This window comes from Streptomyces sp. NPDC031497 (assembly GCF_055580905.1).
This window is the reverse complement of record NZ_JBVIKO010000005.1, coordinates 156,170-173,512: the sequence shown is the minus strand read 5'-3', so window position 1 is coordinate 173,512 and position 17,343 is coordinate 156,170. Positions and strand designations below refer to the sequence as shown.

Here is a 17,343-nt window from a genome sequence, read left to right as displayed (position 1 = left end):
TTCCAGCTGGCACAGTCGGGCACCATGACCGATGAAACGCCTGACAGCCCGGTGGTTCCAGAGGCGGGCATCCACCAGCGAGTCGGCGAACAAGCGGCTGAGACGGGCGCACACCACTTCTCCGGAACTGGCTGGAGAAGCGCCGAGAGAGCCTCTGCGCGGCCAGGAGGGGAAGTCGCGAGGAGGTATCGGGCGACGCGAATTCATGAGCTGCGCAGATTGCATCCCCGGATTGGGATCCCGGAATTCCGGCTAATTTTACGGACCCGGATTCGAATTGGCCCGATGATTTCGTTGGGCTGCCCGGGAAATGGGGGGCATTCGCCGGTGCCCATGGAATCGAGTCTCGCCGCCTCGGAGGCTCCCAGCTGCGGGATCAACGCCTTCGTAGTGCAGGCAATTCCAGGAGTGCGAACCCAGTCGTGAACAACGACCCCGGCGGCGCGCCCTGAACGGGCTTGACGAGCAATCGAAGTCGTACCGCAGCCCTGTGGATCTGACACAGCGCCTGGCCATGAATTTCCAGAAAACTACTGTTCCGCAGACGTGAGGGACGCCCCTTCGCGCTGCCACTCGTTCCTTGCGAGGATTACATGACAACTGCGACGACGCCCGACGGCCTTCGGGCGCCCGCCAAACAGATGCTGAACAAGGTTCCCGAGGTCACGATCTGGTTCTGGATCATCAAGATCCTGTGCACCACGGTCGGCGAAAGCTTCGCCGACTGGATCAACATGAACCTCGGCGTCGGCCTGATCAACACGGCATTGATCTTCACCGTGGTGCTGGCGGCCGTCATGGGCTGGCAACTCAGCACCAAACGCTACGTCCCGTTCGTGTACTGGCTCGCCGTCGTGGTGGTGAGCGTGACCGGGACCCTCTACACCGACATCCTCACCGACAGCCAGGGCGTTCCCCTCGCGCTGAGCAGCAGCGTCTTCGCCGGCCTTCTGGCCGTGGTCTTCGGGATCTGGTACGCCCGCGAGCGGACCCTGTCGGTCCATACCATCACCACGCGTCCCCGTGAACTCTTCTACTGGCTCGCGGTCCTGGTCACTTTCGCCCTCGGCACGGCGACCGGCGACTGGACCCTGGAACTGACCGGCTGGACCGCAGGTGTCTCCGTGTTCCTGCCTCTCGGGCTGATCGTCGCGATCATCCTCGGTTGGCGCCTCGGCGCCAACGCGGTGCTCTCCTTCTGGCTGGCCTACATCCTCACCCGCCCGCTCGGTGCCAACCTCGGTGACTGGCTCGGCTCGCCCAGCGGCGACGGCGGCCTGGGTCTCGGCACCGCGGTGACCAGCGTGGTCTTCCTGGGCGCGATCCTCGCCACGGTCGTGTACCTCACGGTCAGCCGCAGCGATGTCATCGAGACCCACGATCTCCCTCATGCCCCGCGAGCGCTGAACCCGGCGCGTGAGCGGATCATGCTCGGCTACTACGCCGTCGTGGCGGTCGCAACCGCGGCGCTTCTCGTCTGGGCACACCACCAGCCCCACGCGGCCGCGGCCAGTGAGGAAGACGCCCCCGCACCGGTAACCGCCCATCTCACCCCGAAGCAGGCGACGTCGCCGTTCCCTCCGGCCGAGATCGCGAAGTTCCGCACGATCGCAGCCGACACCCGGGCAAAGCTCGATTCGGGCGACCAGTCCGCCGCGACCACCCGAGTCACGGACCTCGAAACCGCTTGGGACAAGGACCAGTCCACCCTCGAGCCCAAGAGCGAGCAGTCCTGGCACTTCCTCGACAGCGAGATCGACCAGGTCCTGACGGCGCTGCGCGCCCCGAGCCCTGACAAGGCCACCGAGGTCAAGGCACTCAACACCCTCCTCACCTCACTCGGCTGACCAGGCACGACGACGGACTGCCTCGACGCATCCCAGGTGCCGGGGCAGTCGGCAGGCCGATCCGGACTCGGGGCACGGACCGCCGGCGGCCGCGGCCGCCGGCACCGGAAGCCGCGGCAGGGGCTGATGCGGGGCGACGGCTCGTTCTTGGGCGGGCGGTTGCCTGCGCTTTGCGAGTGCGACTTACTCTTACGACTTGTAGGAGTTTTCGGAGAGGGCGCAGGCGTGTCCCGTTCGGGCCCCAGGAGGCATCCGGCGGGCGGTCTCGCGGCGATGGCGGGGCCGTGCCCTTGGTTGAGGAGTGGCGAGAATGAGCGAACACCGGCGCCGATCGTCGGGGAGGACCGCATCGTCCGGCGTACCGTCCGGCTCTGACGGCATGCCGTACGGCGGCCGGGCCGCGGCACGCAGGGCTGCCCAGGCCCGGGGCGGGCGTGCCCGCCGCGCGGGGGGCACGCGACGTACGGACGCCGGACGTTCAGGTCGGCGCCGCCTGATCGACTACCCGCGGGCGGGCCGGCGCGGCCTGCGGCGCTGGCTGCCTTCGTGGAAGCTGGTGTCCGGCACCTTCCTGCTGTTCGCCGGCGGCCTGCTGGGCCTGTTCGGCTATGCCTACGCCACGACGACGATCCCCGGCGCGAACCCCAGTACGCAGGCGCAGAGCAACACCTACTACTGGTCGGACGGCTCGGTCATGGCCACCCAGGGGTCGACCAACCGGCAGAACGTCGATCTCGCGCAGGTCCCGAAACTGGTCCAGTGGGACTTCCTCGCCGCGGAGAACGCCACCTTCTACACCGATCCGGGCATCGACACGCGAGGCATGCTCCGCGCCGTCTATCACATGGCCACGGGCGGTGAGGTGCAGTCGGGGTCCACCATCACCCAGCAGTTCGTGAAGAACACCTACCTCAGCCAGGACCAGTCGGTCAGCCGCAAGCTCAGGGAGATCATGATCTCCCTGAAGATCGGTGACCAGATGACCAAGCAGCAGATACTGCAGGGCTACCTCAACACCTGCTACTACGGCCGGGACGCCTACGGGATCGAGGCCGCGGCCCGTACCTACTACCACGTGCACGCCTTCCAGCTGAACGTGAGCCAGGGGGCCTTCATCGCCGCCACGGTCAACGAGCCGAGCCTGCTGATGCACGCCGACACCGACCCGCAGGCCAAGGCCCAGGCCACGGAACGCTGGAAGTACGTGCTGGACCGGATGGCCAAGATCCACCAGATCACCGGCGCTCAGGAACAGCACTACCTGGCGTCGGGGTTCCCCACGCCCAAGCCGTACTCGCCGTCGGCCGGAATGTCCGGGCAGACCGGTTACCTGGTGCAGGCCGCGGAGAAGTACGTCGAAGCCCACGCCTCCCTCACGGACCAGCAGCTGGGGCGCGGTGGCTACCAGATCTACACGACCTTCGACAAGAAGAAGGTGAACGCGCTGGCGGCGTCCGTCGCGGCGATGGAGCACCGGCACCTCGACCCGCAGCACCGCTCGGCCGACAAGGACGTCCAGGTCGGTGCGGCGTCGATCAGTCCGTCCACCGGCGCGATCGTGGCGCTGTACGGCGGGGCCGGCTGGAACAAGGGGCACTGGACGGACAACGCGGACGCGACCGGCGTGCCGGTCGGCTCCACCTTCAAACCCGTCGACCTGGCCGCCGCCCTCGACCACGGCGCCGTCCTCTCTCCCGGGCAGCCGGCCTCACCGATCACCCCGGCCTCGAAGTTCGACGGCGACGACGGCATCACCATCAAGAACCAGCAGGGCCGGGAGCTGTCGGACTCGAACGACCCCACGGGGCTCCTGCACCAGCGCAACGACGTGTCCACCAAGTGGGGTTACATCACCCTGCGCAAGGCGATGGAGCAGTCGGTCAACACCCCCTACGTCCAGCTCGGCGAGTACGTCGGCTACGGCAACGTGGAGAGCGAGGCCCTGAAAGCGGGGCTCCTGCGCACGAGCCTGCAGTACGACACCCCGGGCTTCTACATCGGTACCTCCACACCGTCGGCGATCCGCATGGCAGACGCTTACGCCACCTTCGACGACGGCGGGGTCCAGCACGAGCCGTACTCGGTGACCAAGGTCGTCGCCGACGGCCGGCAGCTGCCCGGCTTCGACAAGCCCAAGGGCACCACGGCCATGCCCGCCTCGACCGCCGACACCGTCACTGACGTCCTGCGGGACGTCGTCAAGAACGGCACCGGTACCAACGCCCAGGCCCTGGGCCGCCCGGTGGCCGGCAAGACCGGCACGACCGACGACTACAAGTCCGCCTGGTTCATCGGCTACACCCCGCAACTGACCACGGCTGTGAGCATGTTCAAGGAGGACCCGAAGAACGCCGGCCTGCGGTCCATGCAGGGCGTCGGCGGCTACGCCAAGGTCTTCGGCGCCGACATGCCCACCGAGGTGTGGACCGGCTACATGACCGCCGCCCTCCAGGGACAACCCGTCCAGCAGTTCCCGCCCGCACCCCAACTGGGCCAGGGCACGGACGAATACGGCGCACCCTCGCCCACACCCTCCGCCACCGCGCCCCAGAGCACACCCACGGCCACCCCGACCGCACCGGCCGCCCCCACCCGCACCACCACACCGTGCCGCGGGCATGGGAAGCACTGCGTCGGCCCAAGTCCGACCGACACCGCCGGCACGACCGCCGGCACGACCGGAGGCACCGGCGGCGGGCTGCTCGGCGGCACAACCGGCGGTAACACCTCACCCTCACCGACGACCAGCTCACCGGCCCCGGCCGTTACCCGCGGAGGGCCTTGAGCCGCGTCACGGTGGCCGGTGGGTTGCCGGCCTTTTCCTCAGGAACCCACCCGGTGGGTCCCTGCATTCGCCTCGGTCCGGACTGGCCGGACCGAGCATGGCGGCGACGGCGGATGTCCCGGTAGGCCAGTGAGCGCATGCCACCTTGAAGCTGCTGGTGGGCGGCTGGTATGGCACTCGCCCACCGCCGGTCACTCGCCCCCGGGCGGGTGCCAGTCCACCGGCGGCGGCAGCGTGCCCTGCGCGATTATGTTCGCGTAGACGCTCTCCAGCGCCTGGCTGAGCGGCCCGACAAGCTCGCGCGGCATGCCGTCGAAGAACAGGCGACGCACGAGTTCCACGTGTCCCAGAGCCGCGGCCTCGAGCACCTTCCGGCCGTGTCGGGTCAGACTCACCTCGGTCACGCGCCGGTCGTTCGCGGACAGGCTGCAGCTCACCAGTTCCCGCTTGGCCATCCGCCGCACGTGGTGCGAGACCCGGCTGCGCTCCCAGCCGATCTGCGCGGCCAGCACCGTGATCGGCATCAGGCCCCCGTCGGCGACGCTCAGGGCCGTCAGGACGTCGTAATCCGGCAGGGACAGATCGCTGTCGGACTGCAGCTGGCGATTCATCTCGTAGGTCAGCCGCAGCTGAGTCCGGATGTACGCCAGCCAGGCCCGTTGCTGTTCGCCGTCGAGCCAGCCGCCCTCGGGCTCCGGCGCACCGCTGTTGGCATTGCGTGACATGTCACCTATACTTTCTGTCCAGCACCACCGTCGAGGCGTGCCGCTCCCGCATCATCTCGCGCGGACCGCCAGGAGCAGGAGGTACCGATGCCATACGCGGCAGTGCTCACCGGATACGGATCGCCCGAGACGCTCGTGTGGTCGGAAGTCGCCCTGCCCGCACCCGGACCTGGCCAGATCAGGATGCGCGTACACGCGGCGGGAGTCGGCCCGACCGACCTGAAGATCCGGCGCGGCGACCTCCAAGAGGTCTTCCCGCTGCCCGACCCCGCCGTTCTCGGCTTCGAGGCCGCCGGCACCGTCGACGCCCTCGGCCCGGGCGTGACCGGCGTGTCGCTGGGTAACGAGGTCGCCGCCCAGCTGCCCACGCTCGGCGGGTACGGCGAATACGCCCTCGCCTCCTCCTGGACCGTCAAACCAGCGACCGTCAGCTGGGCCGACGCCGCGGCGCTGCCCGCCTCCGCCGAAGCCGCCGTCGGCGTCCTGCGTCAGCTCGGCGTCACTTCCGGCGAGACGCTGCTCGTTCTCGGGGGCGGCGGCTCGGTCGGCGTGATCGCCACCCAGCTGGCCGTATCCCAGGGCCTCACAGTCTTCAGTGCCACCGGCCCGAGCGACGAGCAGTTCGCCAAGGATCTCGGCGCAATCCCGGTCCGCTACGGATCGGCGCTCCTTGCGCAGATGCGCGCGCACGTCGGCACGGTGGACGCCGTCTTCGACGCCGGAGGCAGAGGCGGCCTCCGCGACGCTGTCGAACTCGCGGGCGGCCCCGCGCGCGTGATCACCCTCGCGGACGAGCACGCGGCCGACTTCGGCGTCACCCTCTCCGCCCCCACCCCGGACCGTGCCCCCGACGCGGTCGAGCAGACCATGCCACTACTCGCTTCCGGGCAACTCCGCCTGCGTGCCCAGCGGCTGCTGCCGATGCGGGACGCCGCGCAGGCGCACGCCCTTCTCGAAGCGGGCACAGCGCACGAAAAGCTCATCCTCACCGCTTAGCGGCCTGTCGCGGTGCACTGTTCAGATCAACCGCCGGAGGAGCCACATGGAGAGCCCGATCGAGGTAGTACGCAGGTTTTGCGCGGCATGGTCGAACAACGCCGGGGCCGCCGAACTGGCGGCGTTTTTCACCGACGACGCCGTCTACCACAACATCCCGCTGGCGCCGATCACCGGCCGGGAGGCCATCGCCGACACCATCACCTCGTTCATCCGCCCTGGCCCGCCAGGCATTGAGCACATCGAGTTCCGCGTCATCAACATCGCAGCCGACGGACCGATCGTGATGACCGAGCGGGTGGACGTCTTCAAGCTCCCTGACAAATCGTTCGAACTGCCGGTCATGGGGACCTTCGAGGTCACTGACGGCAAGATCAAAGCCTGGCGCGACTATTTCGACATGAACCAGTTCACCAGCCGGATGGGATAAGGCTGGACCTCGTCAGCGCGAGTCCACATCGAGCGCGTGCCAACTTGTCGGTGAGGGCGGCTGGTTGACTGCGGAGAGCTGTACAGCGCTGCCGGGGCGGTTGGAGGGCGTCCCGGGGGCGTCGGGCCGGTCAGGCCGCGGTCATCCCGCCGTCGATCGTCAGGGCGGCCCCGTTGATGAACCGGCCCTGGTCTCCTGCCACGAAGGCGACGAGTGCGGCGACCTCCTCGGGGGTACCGAGCCGGCCGTCAAGCTGCCGGGCCGCCATCGCCGCACGGGCCGCGCGGGGATCGGGGGCGTCGGAGAGGATCTTGTCGATCCACTCCGTCTCGACCGTCCCCGGGCATATCGCCACACAGCGCACACCTTCCCTGGCGTGATCCACCGCGACGGCACGCGTCAGCCCGACCAGCCCGGCCTTCGACGCGCAGTACGCGGCACGTCGTGCGAGGCCCACCTGTCCGCCCACGGAAGCGATGTTCACGATCACACCCGCACCGCCCGAGATCATGTGGGGCAGGACGGCCCGCGTCATGAAGAACGGCCCGGTGAGATTCACGCCCAGCACCAGGTCCCAGTCACCGTCGCTGGTCTCCAGTACGTTCGCCGCCACCCCGACTCCCGCCACGTTCACCAGGACGGCCGGGGATCCCAGCAGGCTGACGGTGGTGTCCACCGCCGCGGCGACCTCCTCGGGCCGGCGCAGGTCCAGGGGAGTCTCCCGAGCCGTGCCGCCCTCCTGTTCGATCAGGGTGCGGGTCCGGGACAGGCCGGCCCGGTCGAGGTCCAGCAGGGCCACCGCGAAACCGTCACCGGCCAGCCGCAGGGCGGTCGCCCGGCCGATCCCCGAGGCGGCTCCGGTGACGAGGGCGGTCCTGTGCTGAAGCGTCATGCCGTGACCTTTCGTAGTGTGCGGACGTCCCGCGTCGATGCGCCGTAGGCCGAAGAGGTCCTGTTCGCGTCACAGGACCGCTCCCATTCGCCAGGGGACGATCTCCTCCGTCCCGAAGCCGAGTGCCTCGGACTTGCTCTCGACGCCCGACGCCATGTCCACGAGGGCCTCGAACAGGGCGGCGCCGTAGGTGACCTGGTCGGCGTGGCTCATGGCCGGGCCGGCGTCGAAGTCGATGTCGCCGCGCATCCGCTCGTACAGCCCGCTGGTGGTGCTGATCTTCAGGCAGGGGACCGGACGGGAGCCGAACAGCGAGCCGCGTCCGGTCGTGAAGGCGAGCAGGTTGGCGCCGCCGGCGACCATGCCGGTGGCCGACACGGGGTCGTAGCCGGGTGTGTCCATGAACGTGAGGCCCGGCGCGGTGACCGGCTCGCCGTATCCGACGACGTCGTTCAGCGGGCTGGTCCCGGACTTGAGTACGGCGCCCAGGGACTTCTCCCAGATGGTGGTGATGCCGCCGGCCCGGTTTCCGCGTGACGGATTGTTGTCGAGCGTGGCGCCGCTCGCGGCCGTGTACTGCTGCCACCAGGCGATGAGTTCGTCGATACGGGCCGCCGCCCCGGGGTTCGACGCCCGGTCCCGCAGCAGGTGGTGGGCACCGTAGATCTCGGGGGTCTCGCCGAGGACGACCTTCCCGCCGGCCGCGACGAGCAGGTCGGCCGCGACGCCGAGGGTGGGGTTGGCGGTCAGTCCGGAGTAGGCGTCGCTGCCGCCGCACTGGAGGCCCAGCGTCAGTTCCGCGAGGGGGATCGGAGTGCGGCGCGATGCCGCGATCCCCGGAACCAGGCGCTCGATGCGGTCCAGGGCCGCGTTGACCGTCGCCGCGGTGCCGCCGAGGTCCTGGATGGTGAGGGTCTCGGTTCCGGCGTCGTCGCCGAGGAGGTTCTCCGGCTGGTTGACCTCGCAGCCGAGGCTGATCAGGAGGGCCGCCGCCACGTTGGCGTGGCCGAGGTAGCCGCGCAGGGTGCGCCGCAGGATGGTGTCCCCGGGGGTGCCCTCCGCCATACCGCAGCCGAGGTCGTGCGGGAGCGCGATGACGCCGTCGAGCCCCGGAGTCCCCTTGTGCCGGTCGTCGGCCCGCTGGGCGATCATCCGGGCCACCGTGGCCGAGCAGTTCACGGTCGGCACCACGACGATGTAGTTCCGGGTGGCCGCCCGCCCGTCCGCCCTGCGGTATCCGAGGAAGTGGTCGCGGGTGGGGGCGGCGGAGGCGGGCCGTGTGGGGGCCGGCGACGGACGCGCCGCCGGCTCCTCCCACCCGCCGATGCCCAGGTTGTGCACATGCACGTGGCCGCCCGCCGGGATGTCGGCCAGGGCCACGCCGATCACCTCGCCGTACTTGCGGACCGGCGCACCCTTCGGGATGTCGCGCAACGCGACCTTGTGGCCGGCGGCGATGTCCTCGACGACCGGTGCCGTGCCGTCGGCGAGTTCGACGGGCGTTCCCCGGGACACATCCCCGAGGAGCAGCCCGATGTCGTCCCGACCCGGGCGTGGCACCAGTGGCCTGACGGCCGCCACCGGGCCCGCCGCCTCTGTGTCACGACGTTCACTGTCCATGCGATCGACCGTATGGCCCCAATGCCGCACAAGGGAAAGACGGTTATCGATGGTCATTCATCCGGAATGCGAATGCCCCGTGTTCCCGGGGCGGTTCCGTCAGGCCCGGAACGGCCGGACGGGGACCCCCTGCGTGCCGGTCTCGATGACGAAGACGGAACCGGACAGCGGGGACCTGTCCAACTCCTCGGCGGACAGGCCGTTGCGGGCGGAGGTGATGTACAGGCGGCCGTCCGGACCGAAGGCGCAGCTGGTCGGCTGGAGGACGGGCACCGGAACGACCCCGACGACCCGCCCGGCCGGGTCGTACCGCCGCACCTCGCGGCCCCCGTGCATGGCCACCCAGAAACACCCCTCCACATCGACGGCGAGCCCGTCGGGAACGCCGGCTCCCTCGGTCTTGGCCAGCACCTCCAGGCGGCCGAGCTCTCCCGGCTCGGCGTGGAAGTCGGCCCGGTAGAGGAGATTGGCGTAACTGTCGGCCAGGTACAGGACGGTGTCCTCGGCGTTCCAGCCGAGGCCGTTGGGCAGGACGAGACCGTCCGCGACGACGACGCTCGGCCCGTCGCCGTCCCACCGGTGCAGCCGGCCCTGGCCCGGCGCGAACTCCATGTCGTTGCTGCCGGCCCAGAACCGGCCGTGGGAGTCCACCTTGCCGTCGTTCATGCGCAGGTTCGGCTCGGGCAGCACCGGGTCGACCAGTGTCAGCCCGTCGGCGGTGACGAAACCGAACCCGTCCGCAACGGCCGCGGCGAAGCCCTCCTGCGCGGCACGGGGCGCGACGGCGCCGACCATCGTGCCGACCTCCGTGACGGTCTGCCTCCCGGTGGACAGATCGTCGTCGTAGACCTTGCAGCCGTAGATGTCGACCCAGAGGAGGTGCCCGGTACGCGGGTCGAACACCGGCCCCTCACCCACGTCCGACGTGTCGCTGCGCACCGCCACATCGAGATTCGAGTACGTACGGACAGTGGCCATCGCGACTCCGATCCTTGCGGCTTTTCGACCAACCTCACCCCGGTCAGCCCGAGATCGTCAACGGCGATTCACGGATGGGGTGCATTCGCCCCGCGAATGAATCCCCGCCTCGTCAAAGAGGCGGAATGGCGGTCGTCCCTTCGGGCCGCGGGGCCTTTATCGCCGCTCGGATGAACGCCTGTGCGGCCGCGCCGAGGGGGCGCTCCGAGTGCCACCAGATTCCCACGTCCCGGTACCGGTTGAGATGGCGAATGGGGCGCATTTCCATTCCCTCGCGCAGGACCATCACCCCGCCCAGGTAGTTGATGATGCCGATTCCGTGCCCGGCCCGCACCATGGCACCGAGCGTGGTCGGCTGATGGGACACGATTCCGGTCGGCGCGACCAGGTCCTTGATGCTCAATTCGACCTCGGCCTCGTAACCGACCACCGTGTTGGCGAGCGGGTCGCCGATCGTGATGACGCGCTGGCCCGTGAAGTCCGCGAGATCGACCTCGCTCTTCTTCAGCAGGGGATGCCCGGTCGGGGCGAGCATGACGAAGGGCTCCCGCCACAACGGACGCATGGTGAAGGCGTGGTCGTGCGGTTCCGGCCGGACCGTGCGCAGGGCCACCGAGACCCGGCGCTCGGACAGCGCGGCCTCGATGAAGTCCACGTCACCGTCCAGGACCGCCACCCGGATCCCCGGGTGTTCCTGCTGCAGTGTCGTGATGACCCCCGGGAGGAACTCCGAACTCCCGCTGGCGAAGCTCGCGACGGTGACGGTTCCCGTGATGTCGCCCCGGTCGGTCTGGCGGGCGGTGACCAGTTCGTCCGCCGCCGCGAGCACCGCCCGCGCCCGGGCCAGCAGAGCGCGCCCGTCGTCGGTGAGGGTGAGCGGCCGGATACGGCGCTCGATAAGCAGGCAGCCGAGTTCTCGTTCCAGATTCGCGATGTGCGCCGAGACGCGTGGTTGCGACAAATGCAACTTTTCGGCCGCTCTGGTAAAGCCGCCGGTATCCACGACCTCGACCCAGGTTCGCAACCAGGCCAGTTCGAGAGTCATTGACCGAACCTCCTCGCCCCGCAGTCCGACGTCCACCGGTGCGGAATTCCTTCCGGCGGCAGGGCATCTGCGCGGCAGATCATGTGTATTCGCATTTCGCCGTTGACGAGTTCCGGCGGCCATGGCCGACTGGAACAATGACCGATCAGACTTCCTTCGGCACCGCCCGCGGCCTGTTGTCCGCGCACGGCGCGGACCTCCTGCGCGGCGACGACGGTGCGGTGATCACCTCCGTGGAGACCTACGCCCTCGCCGTGCCCCTGAAGCGGCCCATCGCCGACTCCACCGCCGCCATGGCGCACTGGACGGTACCCGTGGTCGAGATCCGCACCGCCGACGGCCGTATCGGCACGGGTATCTCCGGCGTGCACTGCGCTCCCGAACTCCTCTCCGACGTGATCCTCTCCTACTATGCCGATGCCCTTCTGGACACCTCGTCGGAGGACATCCTGGGCACCTGGAAGCGTCTGTACTGGCTGCCCACGCACTGGATGGGCCGGGCGGGCGTCGTCCACATGGCGCTGGCCATGGTCGACATCGCCCTGTGGGACCTCGCCGCGCAGCGGGCCGGCATGCCCCTGTGGCGCCTCCTCGGCGGCACACAGGAGAGCGTCGAGGCGTACAACACCGACGGAGGCTGGCTCAACCTCTCCGACGGCGAACTCGTCCGGGACCTCACCGCGCTGGTCGACCACGGCTGGTCCCGGGTGAAGATCAAGGTGGGCCGGTCCGACTGGCGCGAGGACGCCCGCCGGGTGCGCGCGGTCCGCCGGGCGCTCGGCGACGACGTGACCCTGATGTGCGACGCCAACCAGCGCTGGGACCTGTCGACGGCGAACCAGATCATGCCCGTCCTGGAGGAGGCGGCGATGGACTGGGTCGAGGAACCCTTCCACGCCGACGACCTCCAGGCGCACGCCCGCCTCCAGGCGTCGACGCGGCTGGACGTGGCGGCCGGGGAGAGCATCTACTCCTACCACCAGTTCGCCTCCTTCATGGCGGCCGACGCCATCCGGGTCGTCCAGGCCGACGTCACCCGGGTCGGCGGGGTGACCGAGTTCCTGCAGATCGCCTCCCACGCGGCGGCGCGCGGACTGCGGTTCGCGCCGCACGCCGGCGACATGATGCAGGTGCACCAGCACCTGGTGGGGACGGTCCTGTCCGAGGTGCCGCCGTTGGTGGAGTTCATTCCCTGGACGCAGGAGGCCTTCGTCGAGCGCAGCGTCGTACGAGAAGGGCTCATGGAGCGTCCGCAGGGGCCGGGCGCCTCGACCGCGATCGATCCGGCCGCGCGCGTCCGCTGGCAGATCCCCGAAGTGGGATCAGCCAGGACCCTGTGAAGCCGCCCCACGCATCCACCGACGGAAGGAACGAGATGTCCGAGTCGCCCCTGAGGCACACCGACGAGCGAGTGGCCGTCGTGACCGGCGCGGGCCAGGGAATCGGGCGTGCCATCGCCGTGGCGCTCGCGGCCCGTGGCGTACGGGTCGTCGTCACCGACCGCAACGCGGAGACCGGCACCGCCGTGGCCAAGGAGGTGGGCGGCGACTTCCTGCCCCTGGACGTCTCCGACCCCCGGGCCGTCGCGGAGACGGCCGATGAGGTCGTACGGCGGTTCGACCGCGTCGACGTCCTGGTCAACAACGCCGGTATCGCCCACGAGGACGCGGCCCTCGACGTGTCGGACGACGTCTGGAACCGCATCCTCGCCGTCGACCTGACCGGCACCTTCGTGGCCTGCCGCGAGTTCGGCCGGCACTTCGTGAGCCGACGCTCCGGATCGATCGTGAACATCTCCTCCATCGCCGCCTTCATCGGCTCCAATCCCGAGTACCACGTCGCCTACGACGTGGCGAAGGCCGGAGTGGCCCAGCTGGCGCGCTCCCTCGCGGTCGAGTGGGCGCCGTACGGGGTGCGGGTCAACGCGGTCGCGCCCGGCCGGACCCGCACCCCCATCCTCGACACCGTCGGGATGGACGATCCGCTGCGGATGACGCAGTGGATCGGCCAGATCCCGATGGGGCGGCTGCTGGAGGCCGAGGAGATCGCGACGGCCGTGGCGTTCGTGGCGCTCGACGGCACCGCGATGACCGGGCAGACCCTGCTCGTCGACGGCGGCCAGATCGCCCAGTGACGACGTCACCGGCGCTTGCCCTCAGCCGAGGCCGAGGGCAAGCGTCTCTCCCTCGGCGAGCCGTACGTCGAGGAGGCCGGCGCCGTACCGCACCCGGACGTCCGTGGCCCGGGACGCCTGGATCCGCGCGGCTTCCAACTGCCCGTCCTGCCACCGGACGTCCACGGTGAGGCCGCCGCGGGCGCGCAGTCCGCACACGCTTCCGTCGGGCCAGCCGGACGGCAGCGCGGGCAGCAGTTCGACCTCCCGGCCGTCGGACTGCAGGAGCATCTCGGCGACTCCCGCCGTGCCGCCGGCGTTGCCGTCGAAGGAGTAGATGTTCTGCGCCGCGCCCGCCACCCCGCCGGCGGAGAACGTCATCAGGTTCGCCTCGCTGGCGTCCGCGACCAGGCTGGTGAGGTGTTTGAGGGCCGAGTCGCCGTCGAGGAGACGGGCGAAGTAGACCGTGAAGTTGGCCTCGACCCACTCGGTCTGCTCCCAGCCCGGTGCCTGCTGCCTGCGCTCGATGGTGACCTCGGCGGCGCGGGCGAGCTCCGGTGTGCCGCGCGGGGTGATCTGGCGCTCCGGGAACAGGGCGCTGAGATGGGACGTGTGCCGGTGGCTCGGCTCGGCCTCCTCGTAGTCGTGCAGCCACTCCTGCAGTTGCCCGTGCCGCCCGATCCGCAGCGGCGGCAGCCGTCGGCGCGCGGCGGCGATCCTGGACCTCAGGTCGGCGTCGACACCGAGCAGTTCGGCACTCTCCGCGCAGATCCGCAGCACGGCCTCCATGAACACCCGGTCCGCGGTGGCCCCCATGGACACCGAACACCGGCTGCCGTCGGGCGCGAGATACCAGTTCTCCGGCGACTCCGACGGTCCGGTGACGAGCAGACCGTGCTCCGGCTCCTGGACCGCGTAGGCGAGGAGGAACTCGGCGGCCCCGCGCAGGACCGGGTACGCGCGCTGCCGGAGGAACGTCTCGTCACGGCCGTACTCGAAGTGCTCCCACAACTGGAGGGCGAGCCAGGCCCCGCCGGTCACGTTCATGCCCCAGCCGATGCCGGATCCGGGCGCCGTGTACCCCCAGGCGTTGGTCACCGTGTGGGCGACCCAGCCCGGTGCGCCGTACATCTGCTCGGCGGTGGCCCGGCCCTGGTCCGCCAGGAGTTCCAGGAGGCCGAACAGCGGCTCCTGGCACTCGGCCAGGTTGGTCGGTTCGGCGGCCCAGTAGTTCTGCTGGGTGTTCATGTCGAGGTGGAAGTCGTTCGTCCAGGCCGCGCTGCTGGCCAGGCCGTCGTTCCACAGCCCCTGCAAGGCGAGCGGCAGTGGGGAGTCGTGGCGGGAGCCGGCCACGGTCAGGTAACGGCCGTACTGGAAGTAGAGCGCCAGGAGAGCGTCGTCGGCCTTGCCGGAGGCGAGCCGGTCGCGGCGGGTGTCGGTGGGCAGGGCCGCGACGTCGGGCGGTGCCGATCCGAGATCCAGGGAGACCCGCCGCATCAGCGCCTGGTGGTCCGCGACGTGTGCCGCCCGGACGGCTTCGTATCCGGCTTCCAGCCCGGCGGACAGGAGTGATTCCGCCCGCGCACGCGGGTCCGCGCCTGCCCAGTCGGTGCCGACGACGACGTAGACGACCGCGCTGTCGGCGCCCTCCAGACGGAGCGCGGAGCCGGTGCGGTGCACGGTGCCGCCGTCGGCTTGGAGGCGGGCGTGGATCTCCAGGGCGACGCCCTGGTGCCCGTCGCTGTGCAGGCTCTCCCAGGCGTGGCCGCTGAAGACGACGGAGGAGTCCGTGGTGGCCGTGGTCCCGGGGAGTACTCCGTCCTGGACGGACAGGGTGAAGGCGAGCGAACCGGGGCGGTCGGTGGTGAGACGGATCGCGATCAGGCCGTGCGGGTTCGAGGCGAACACCTCGCGGGTGACGCGGACGCCGTCCTGCTGGTAGGCGACCGAGGCGAGGCCCGTGTCCAGGTCGAGAGCCCGCTGGTAGTCCTGGGCCGGAGGCCCGTCGGGGAAGGCGAGCCGGACCTCGGGCAGAGGCAGGTTGGTCCCGAACGACCTTGGCCTGCCCAGCAGATGCTCCGCCGCGAGCCGCTGGGCCTCGGCGTGTTCTCCGGCGAAGAGGAGTTCGCGGATACGCGGCACCTGCGCCCGGGCAGTCGGACTCAGGTCCGTTGCGGACGGACCGCCCGACCACGCGGTGGACTCGGAGAGCTGGATCCGTTCGCGGTCGGTGCCGCCGTGGACCATGCCGCCCAGGCGGCCGTTGCCGAGGGGCAGCGCTTCGAGCCAGCGGGTGGCGGGACGGTCGTACCAGAGCGTCCCGGGTGGGCGGCGGACATCGCGGAACTCCTGGGCGGAGAAAGCTTTCAGCATGGCATGCGCTTTCGAGACGGGGTTTCGGATGGAGGACGGCTCACGCAAGGCGTACGCGGCGCGGCGGAGAGGTGCTCGCGGGGTGACCGGGCGGCCCGAAGAGGTGCTCGCGGGTGCTCACGGACTACTTGGCGGGGGCGAAGATGCGCTGTGCGGCGACGGCGGCGCCCCCGCGGGCCCATTCCTCGAACGGCAGGGGTCGGACGACGAGGTCGCAGTCGGCCGCGGCACCGAAGGCACGGGCCGCGAAGGTGGCACGGATCTGCTCCTCGTAGAGATCGTAGGTGGCCACGCCCTCGCCCGAGATGATGATGCGTTCGGGCCCGATGAGGTTGGCCACGGAAGCCAGTGCCAGGCCCAGGGCGTGGCCGGCCCGGGCGAAGACGGCGCGGACGTCGGCGTTGCCGGCATGGGCGAGGCGGACCGCCTGGTCCATCGTCAGCACCGGATCGCCCGTCGCCTGGCGGGCCTGCTCCGTGATGGCCTGGGTGGAGGCGACGGCCTCGACGCAGCCGGTGTTGCCGCACGTGCACACCCGGTCGGTACCGCCCACGGGAAGGTGCCCCACTTCCCCCGAGACACCGTGGGCTCCGGAGACGACCCGGCCGCCGAGGGAGATCCCGCAGCCGATGCCCGCGCCGACGGTGACCAGGGCGAAGGACGACAGCCCGACCCCCACGCCGAACCACTGTTCCGCGACGGTCAGGGCGCGTACGTCGTTCTCGATCACCGTCGGTGTGTCCGTGGCGGTCTGGACGAGTTGGGCGAGGGGAACGCGGCGCCAGTTCAGGAAGGGGGAGTACTGGACGGTACCGGTGTGGCCGTCGACGTCCCCGGAGATGGTGACGCCGATGCCGTGCAGGGCGCCCGCCGCACGGGGCGGTGCCTTCGAGATCAGCCGGTCGACGAGCCGGGCGATGGCCAGGACGACCGTACCGACGTCGCGGGAGGCGAGAGAGGCGCGGGCGGTGGCCAGGGTCCGTGCGGTGAGGTCGGCCAGCACACCGATGAGTTCGTCACCGGTGACCTTCACGCCCACGAAGCGGGCGCGGTCGGCCCGCACCGCGATCAGCGTGGCCGGCCGGCCGGCGGTGCGCTCGGCCGAGCGGCCCAGCTCGGTGATCCAGCCGTCGGTCAGCAGGGGAGTGGCGACCTTGGTGATCGCGCCGGGTGACAGACCGGTGCGGCGGCCGATCTCGGCGCGGGTGAGCGGTCCGTGCGCGAGCAGGGTCTGGAACAGCAGAGCGGCCGCGGGTGGCTGATCGGCGAGCGTCATGCGGCCGACCATACATTTCTATTGGAAAAGAAGATAGAAGATGTTCGCCGCCGGTCAGTGTCCGTCTTCCCCGCTCGTCGCCCGAATCCTGCTCCATTCTTTCCGCGAATGTCGTTGATTCGGGCCGCGCAATATGTTGACGCTGGAAGAAAAGCCTGGCTACATTCGCGGCACCTCACGACAGGTGGATGGGACGTCCACCGGTGCAGGTGGCGGCCGGTTTCCTCCTGGACCGGCCGCGTGAGTCATCGCGGGCTGCGCTC

Annotated in this window: 13 protein-coding genes; 6 read left to right on the top strand and 7 right to left on the bottom strand. The window is 70.1% G+C overall.

Going from position 1 to position 17,343, the window contains the following annotated elements; translation table 11 throughout:
- Positions 1-593 precede the first annotated feature (593 nt).
- Both ACZ5K7_RS12135 and ACZ5K7_RS12130 read left to right on the top strand, forming a co-directional pair.
- Positions 594-1,847, top strand: coding sequence for a COG4705 family protein (locus tag ACZ5K7_RS12135; protein WP_468912829.1), 1,254 nt, complete (start codon positions 594-596; stop codon positions 1,845-1,847).
- Positions 1,848-2,157: 310 nt separating this feature from the next.
- Positions 2,158-4,632: a transglycosylase domain-containing protein gene (locus ACZ5K7_RS12130; protein ID WP_468912827.1), complete on the top strand. Its 2,475-nt coding sequence runs from the start codon at positions 2,158-2,160 to the stop codon at positions 4,630-4,632.
- Between the two features lie 191 nt (positions 4,633-4,823).
- Here the strand turns inward: ACZ5K7_RS12130 and ACZ5K7_RS12125 are convergent, their stop codons facing one another.
- Positions 4,824-5,357, bottom strand: coding sequence for a MarR family winged helix-turn-helix transcriptional regulator (locus ACZ5K7_RS12125; RefSeq protein ID WP_468912825.1), 534 nt, complete (start codon positions 5,355-5,357; stop codon positions 4,824-4,826).
- Between the two features lie 87 nt (positions 5,358-5,444).
- Here ACZ5K7_RS12125 and ACZ5K7_RS12120 point away from each other — a divergent pair, with 87 nt between their 5' ends.
- Positions 5,445-6,353, top strand: a complete 909-nt coding sequence (locus ACZ5K7_RS12120) for an alcohol dehydrogenase catalytic domain-containing protein (protein ID WP_468912823.1) — start codon at positions 5,445-5,447, stop codon at positions 6,351-6,353.
- A gap of 46 nt (positions 6,354-6,399) precedes the next feature.
- Positions 6,400-6,783, top strand: a complete 384-nt coding sequence (locus ACZ5K7_RS12115) for a limonene-1,2-epoxide hydrolase family protein (protein WP_468912821.1) — start codon at positions 6,400-6,402, stop codon at positions 6,781-6,783.
- A 130-nt stretch (positions 6,784-6,913) separates the two neighbouring features.
- Here the strand turns inward: ACZ5K7_RS12115 and ACZ5K7_RS12110 are convergent, their stop codons facing one another.
- The 4 genes from ACZ5K7_RS12110 to ACZ5K7_RS12095 form a co-directional block, all read right to left on the bottom strand.
- Positions 6,914-7,675 (bottom strand): SDR family NAD(P)-dependent oxidoreductase, encoded by a 762-nt coding sequence (locus ACZ5K7_RS12110; protein WP_468912820.1) that lies wholly within the window; start codon positions 7,673-7,675, stop codon positions 6,914-6,916.
- Positions 7,676-7,744: 69 nt separating this feature from the next.
- Positions 7,745-9,295, bottom strand: a complete 1,551-nt coding sequence (locus tag ACZ5K7_RS12105) for a UxaA family hydrolase (RefSeq protein WP_468912818.1) — start codon at positions 9,293-9,295, stop codon at positions 7,745-7,747.
- A gap of 99 nt (positions 9,296-9,394) precedes the next feature.
- Positions 9,395-10,273, bottom strand: coding sequence for an SMP-30/gluconolactonase/LRE family protein (locus tag ACZ5K7_RS12100; protein WP_351703247.1), 879 nt, complete (start codon positions 10,271-10,273; stop codon positions 9,395-9,397).
- 112 nt (positions 10,274-10,385) lie between these two features.
- A complete protein-coding gene (locus tag ACZ5K7_RS12095; RefSeq protein WP_468912815.1) occupies positions 10,386-11,318 on the bottom strand; it encodes a LysR family transcriptional regulator in 933 nt (310 codons plus the stop codon).
- A gap of 137 nt (positions 11,319-11,455) precedes the next feature.
- Here ACZ5K7_RS12095 and ACZ5K7_RS12090 point away from each other — a divergent pair, with 137 nt between their 5' ends.
- Positions 11,456-12,658: a mandelate racemase/muconate lactonizing enzyme family protein gene (locus tag ACZ5K7_RS12090; RefSeq protein WP_351703253.1), complete on the top strand. Its 1,203-nt coding sequence runs from the start codon at positions 11,456-11,458 to the stop codon at positions 12,656-12,658.
- Positions 12,659-12,693: 35 nt separating this feature from the next.
- Entirely contained in the window at positions 12,694-13,452 is a 759-nt protein-coding gene (locus ACZ5K7_RS12085) for an SDR family NAD(P)-dependent oxidoreductase (protein WP_351703256.1), read from the top strand.
- 21 nt (positions 13,453-13,473) lie between these two features.
- Here ACZ5K7_RS12085 and ACZ5K7_RS12080 read toward each other — a convergent pair whose 3' ends face one another.
- Together ACZ5K7_RS12080 and ACZ5K7_RS12075 are read right to left on the bottom strand one after the other, a co-directional pair.
- The gene (locus tag ACZ5K7_RS12080) at positions 13,474-15,804 is read right to left on the bottom strand and encodes a glycoside hydrolase family 95 protein (RefSeq protein ID WP_468912812.1); all 2,331 of its coding nucleotides are present in this window, start codon (positions 15,802-15,804) and stop codon (positions 13,474-13,476) included.
- Between the two features lie 124 nt (positions 15,805-15,928).
- The gene (locus ACZ5K7_RS12075) at positions 15,929-17,080 is read right to left on the bottom strand and encodes an ROK family transcriptional regulator (RefSeq protein ID WP_351703262.1); all 1,152 of its coding nucleotides are present in this window, start codon (positions 17,078-17,080) and stop codon (positions 15,929-15,931) included.
- Between the last annotated feature and the right edge of the window lie 263 nt (positions 17,081-17,343).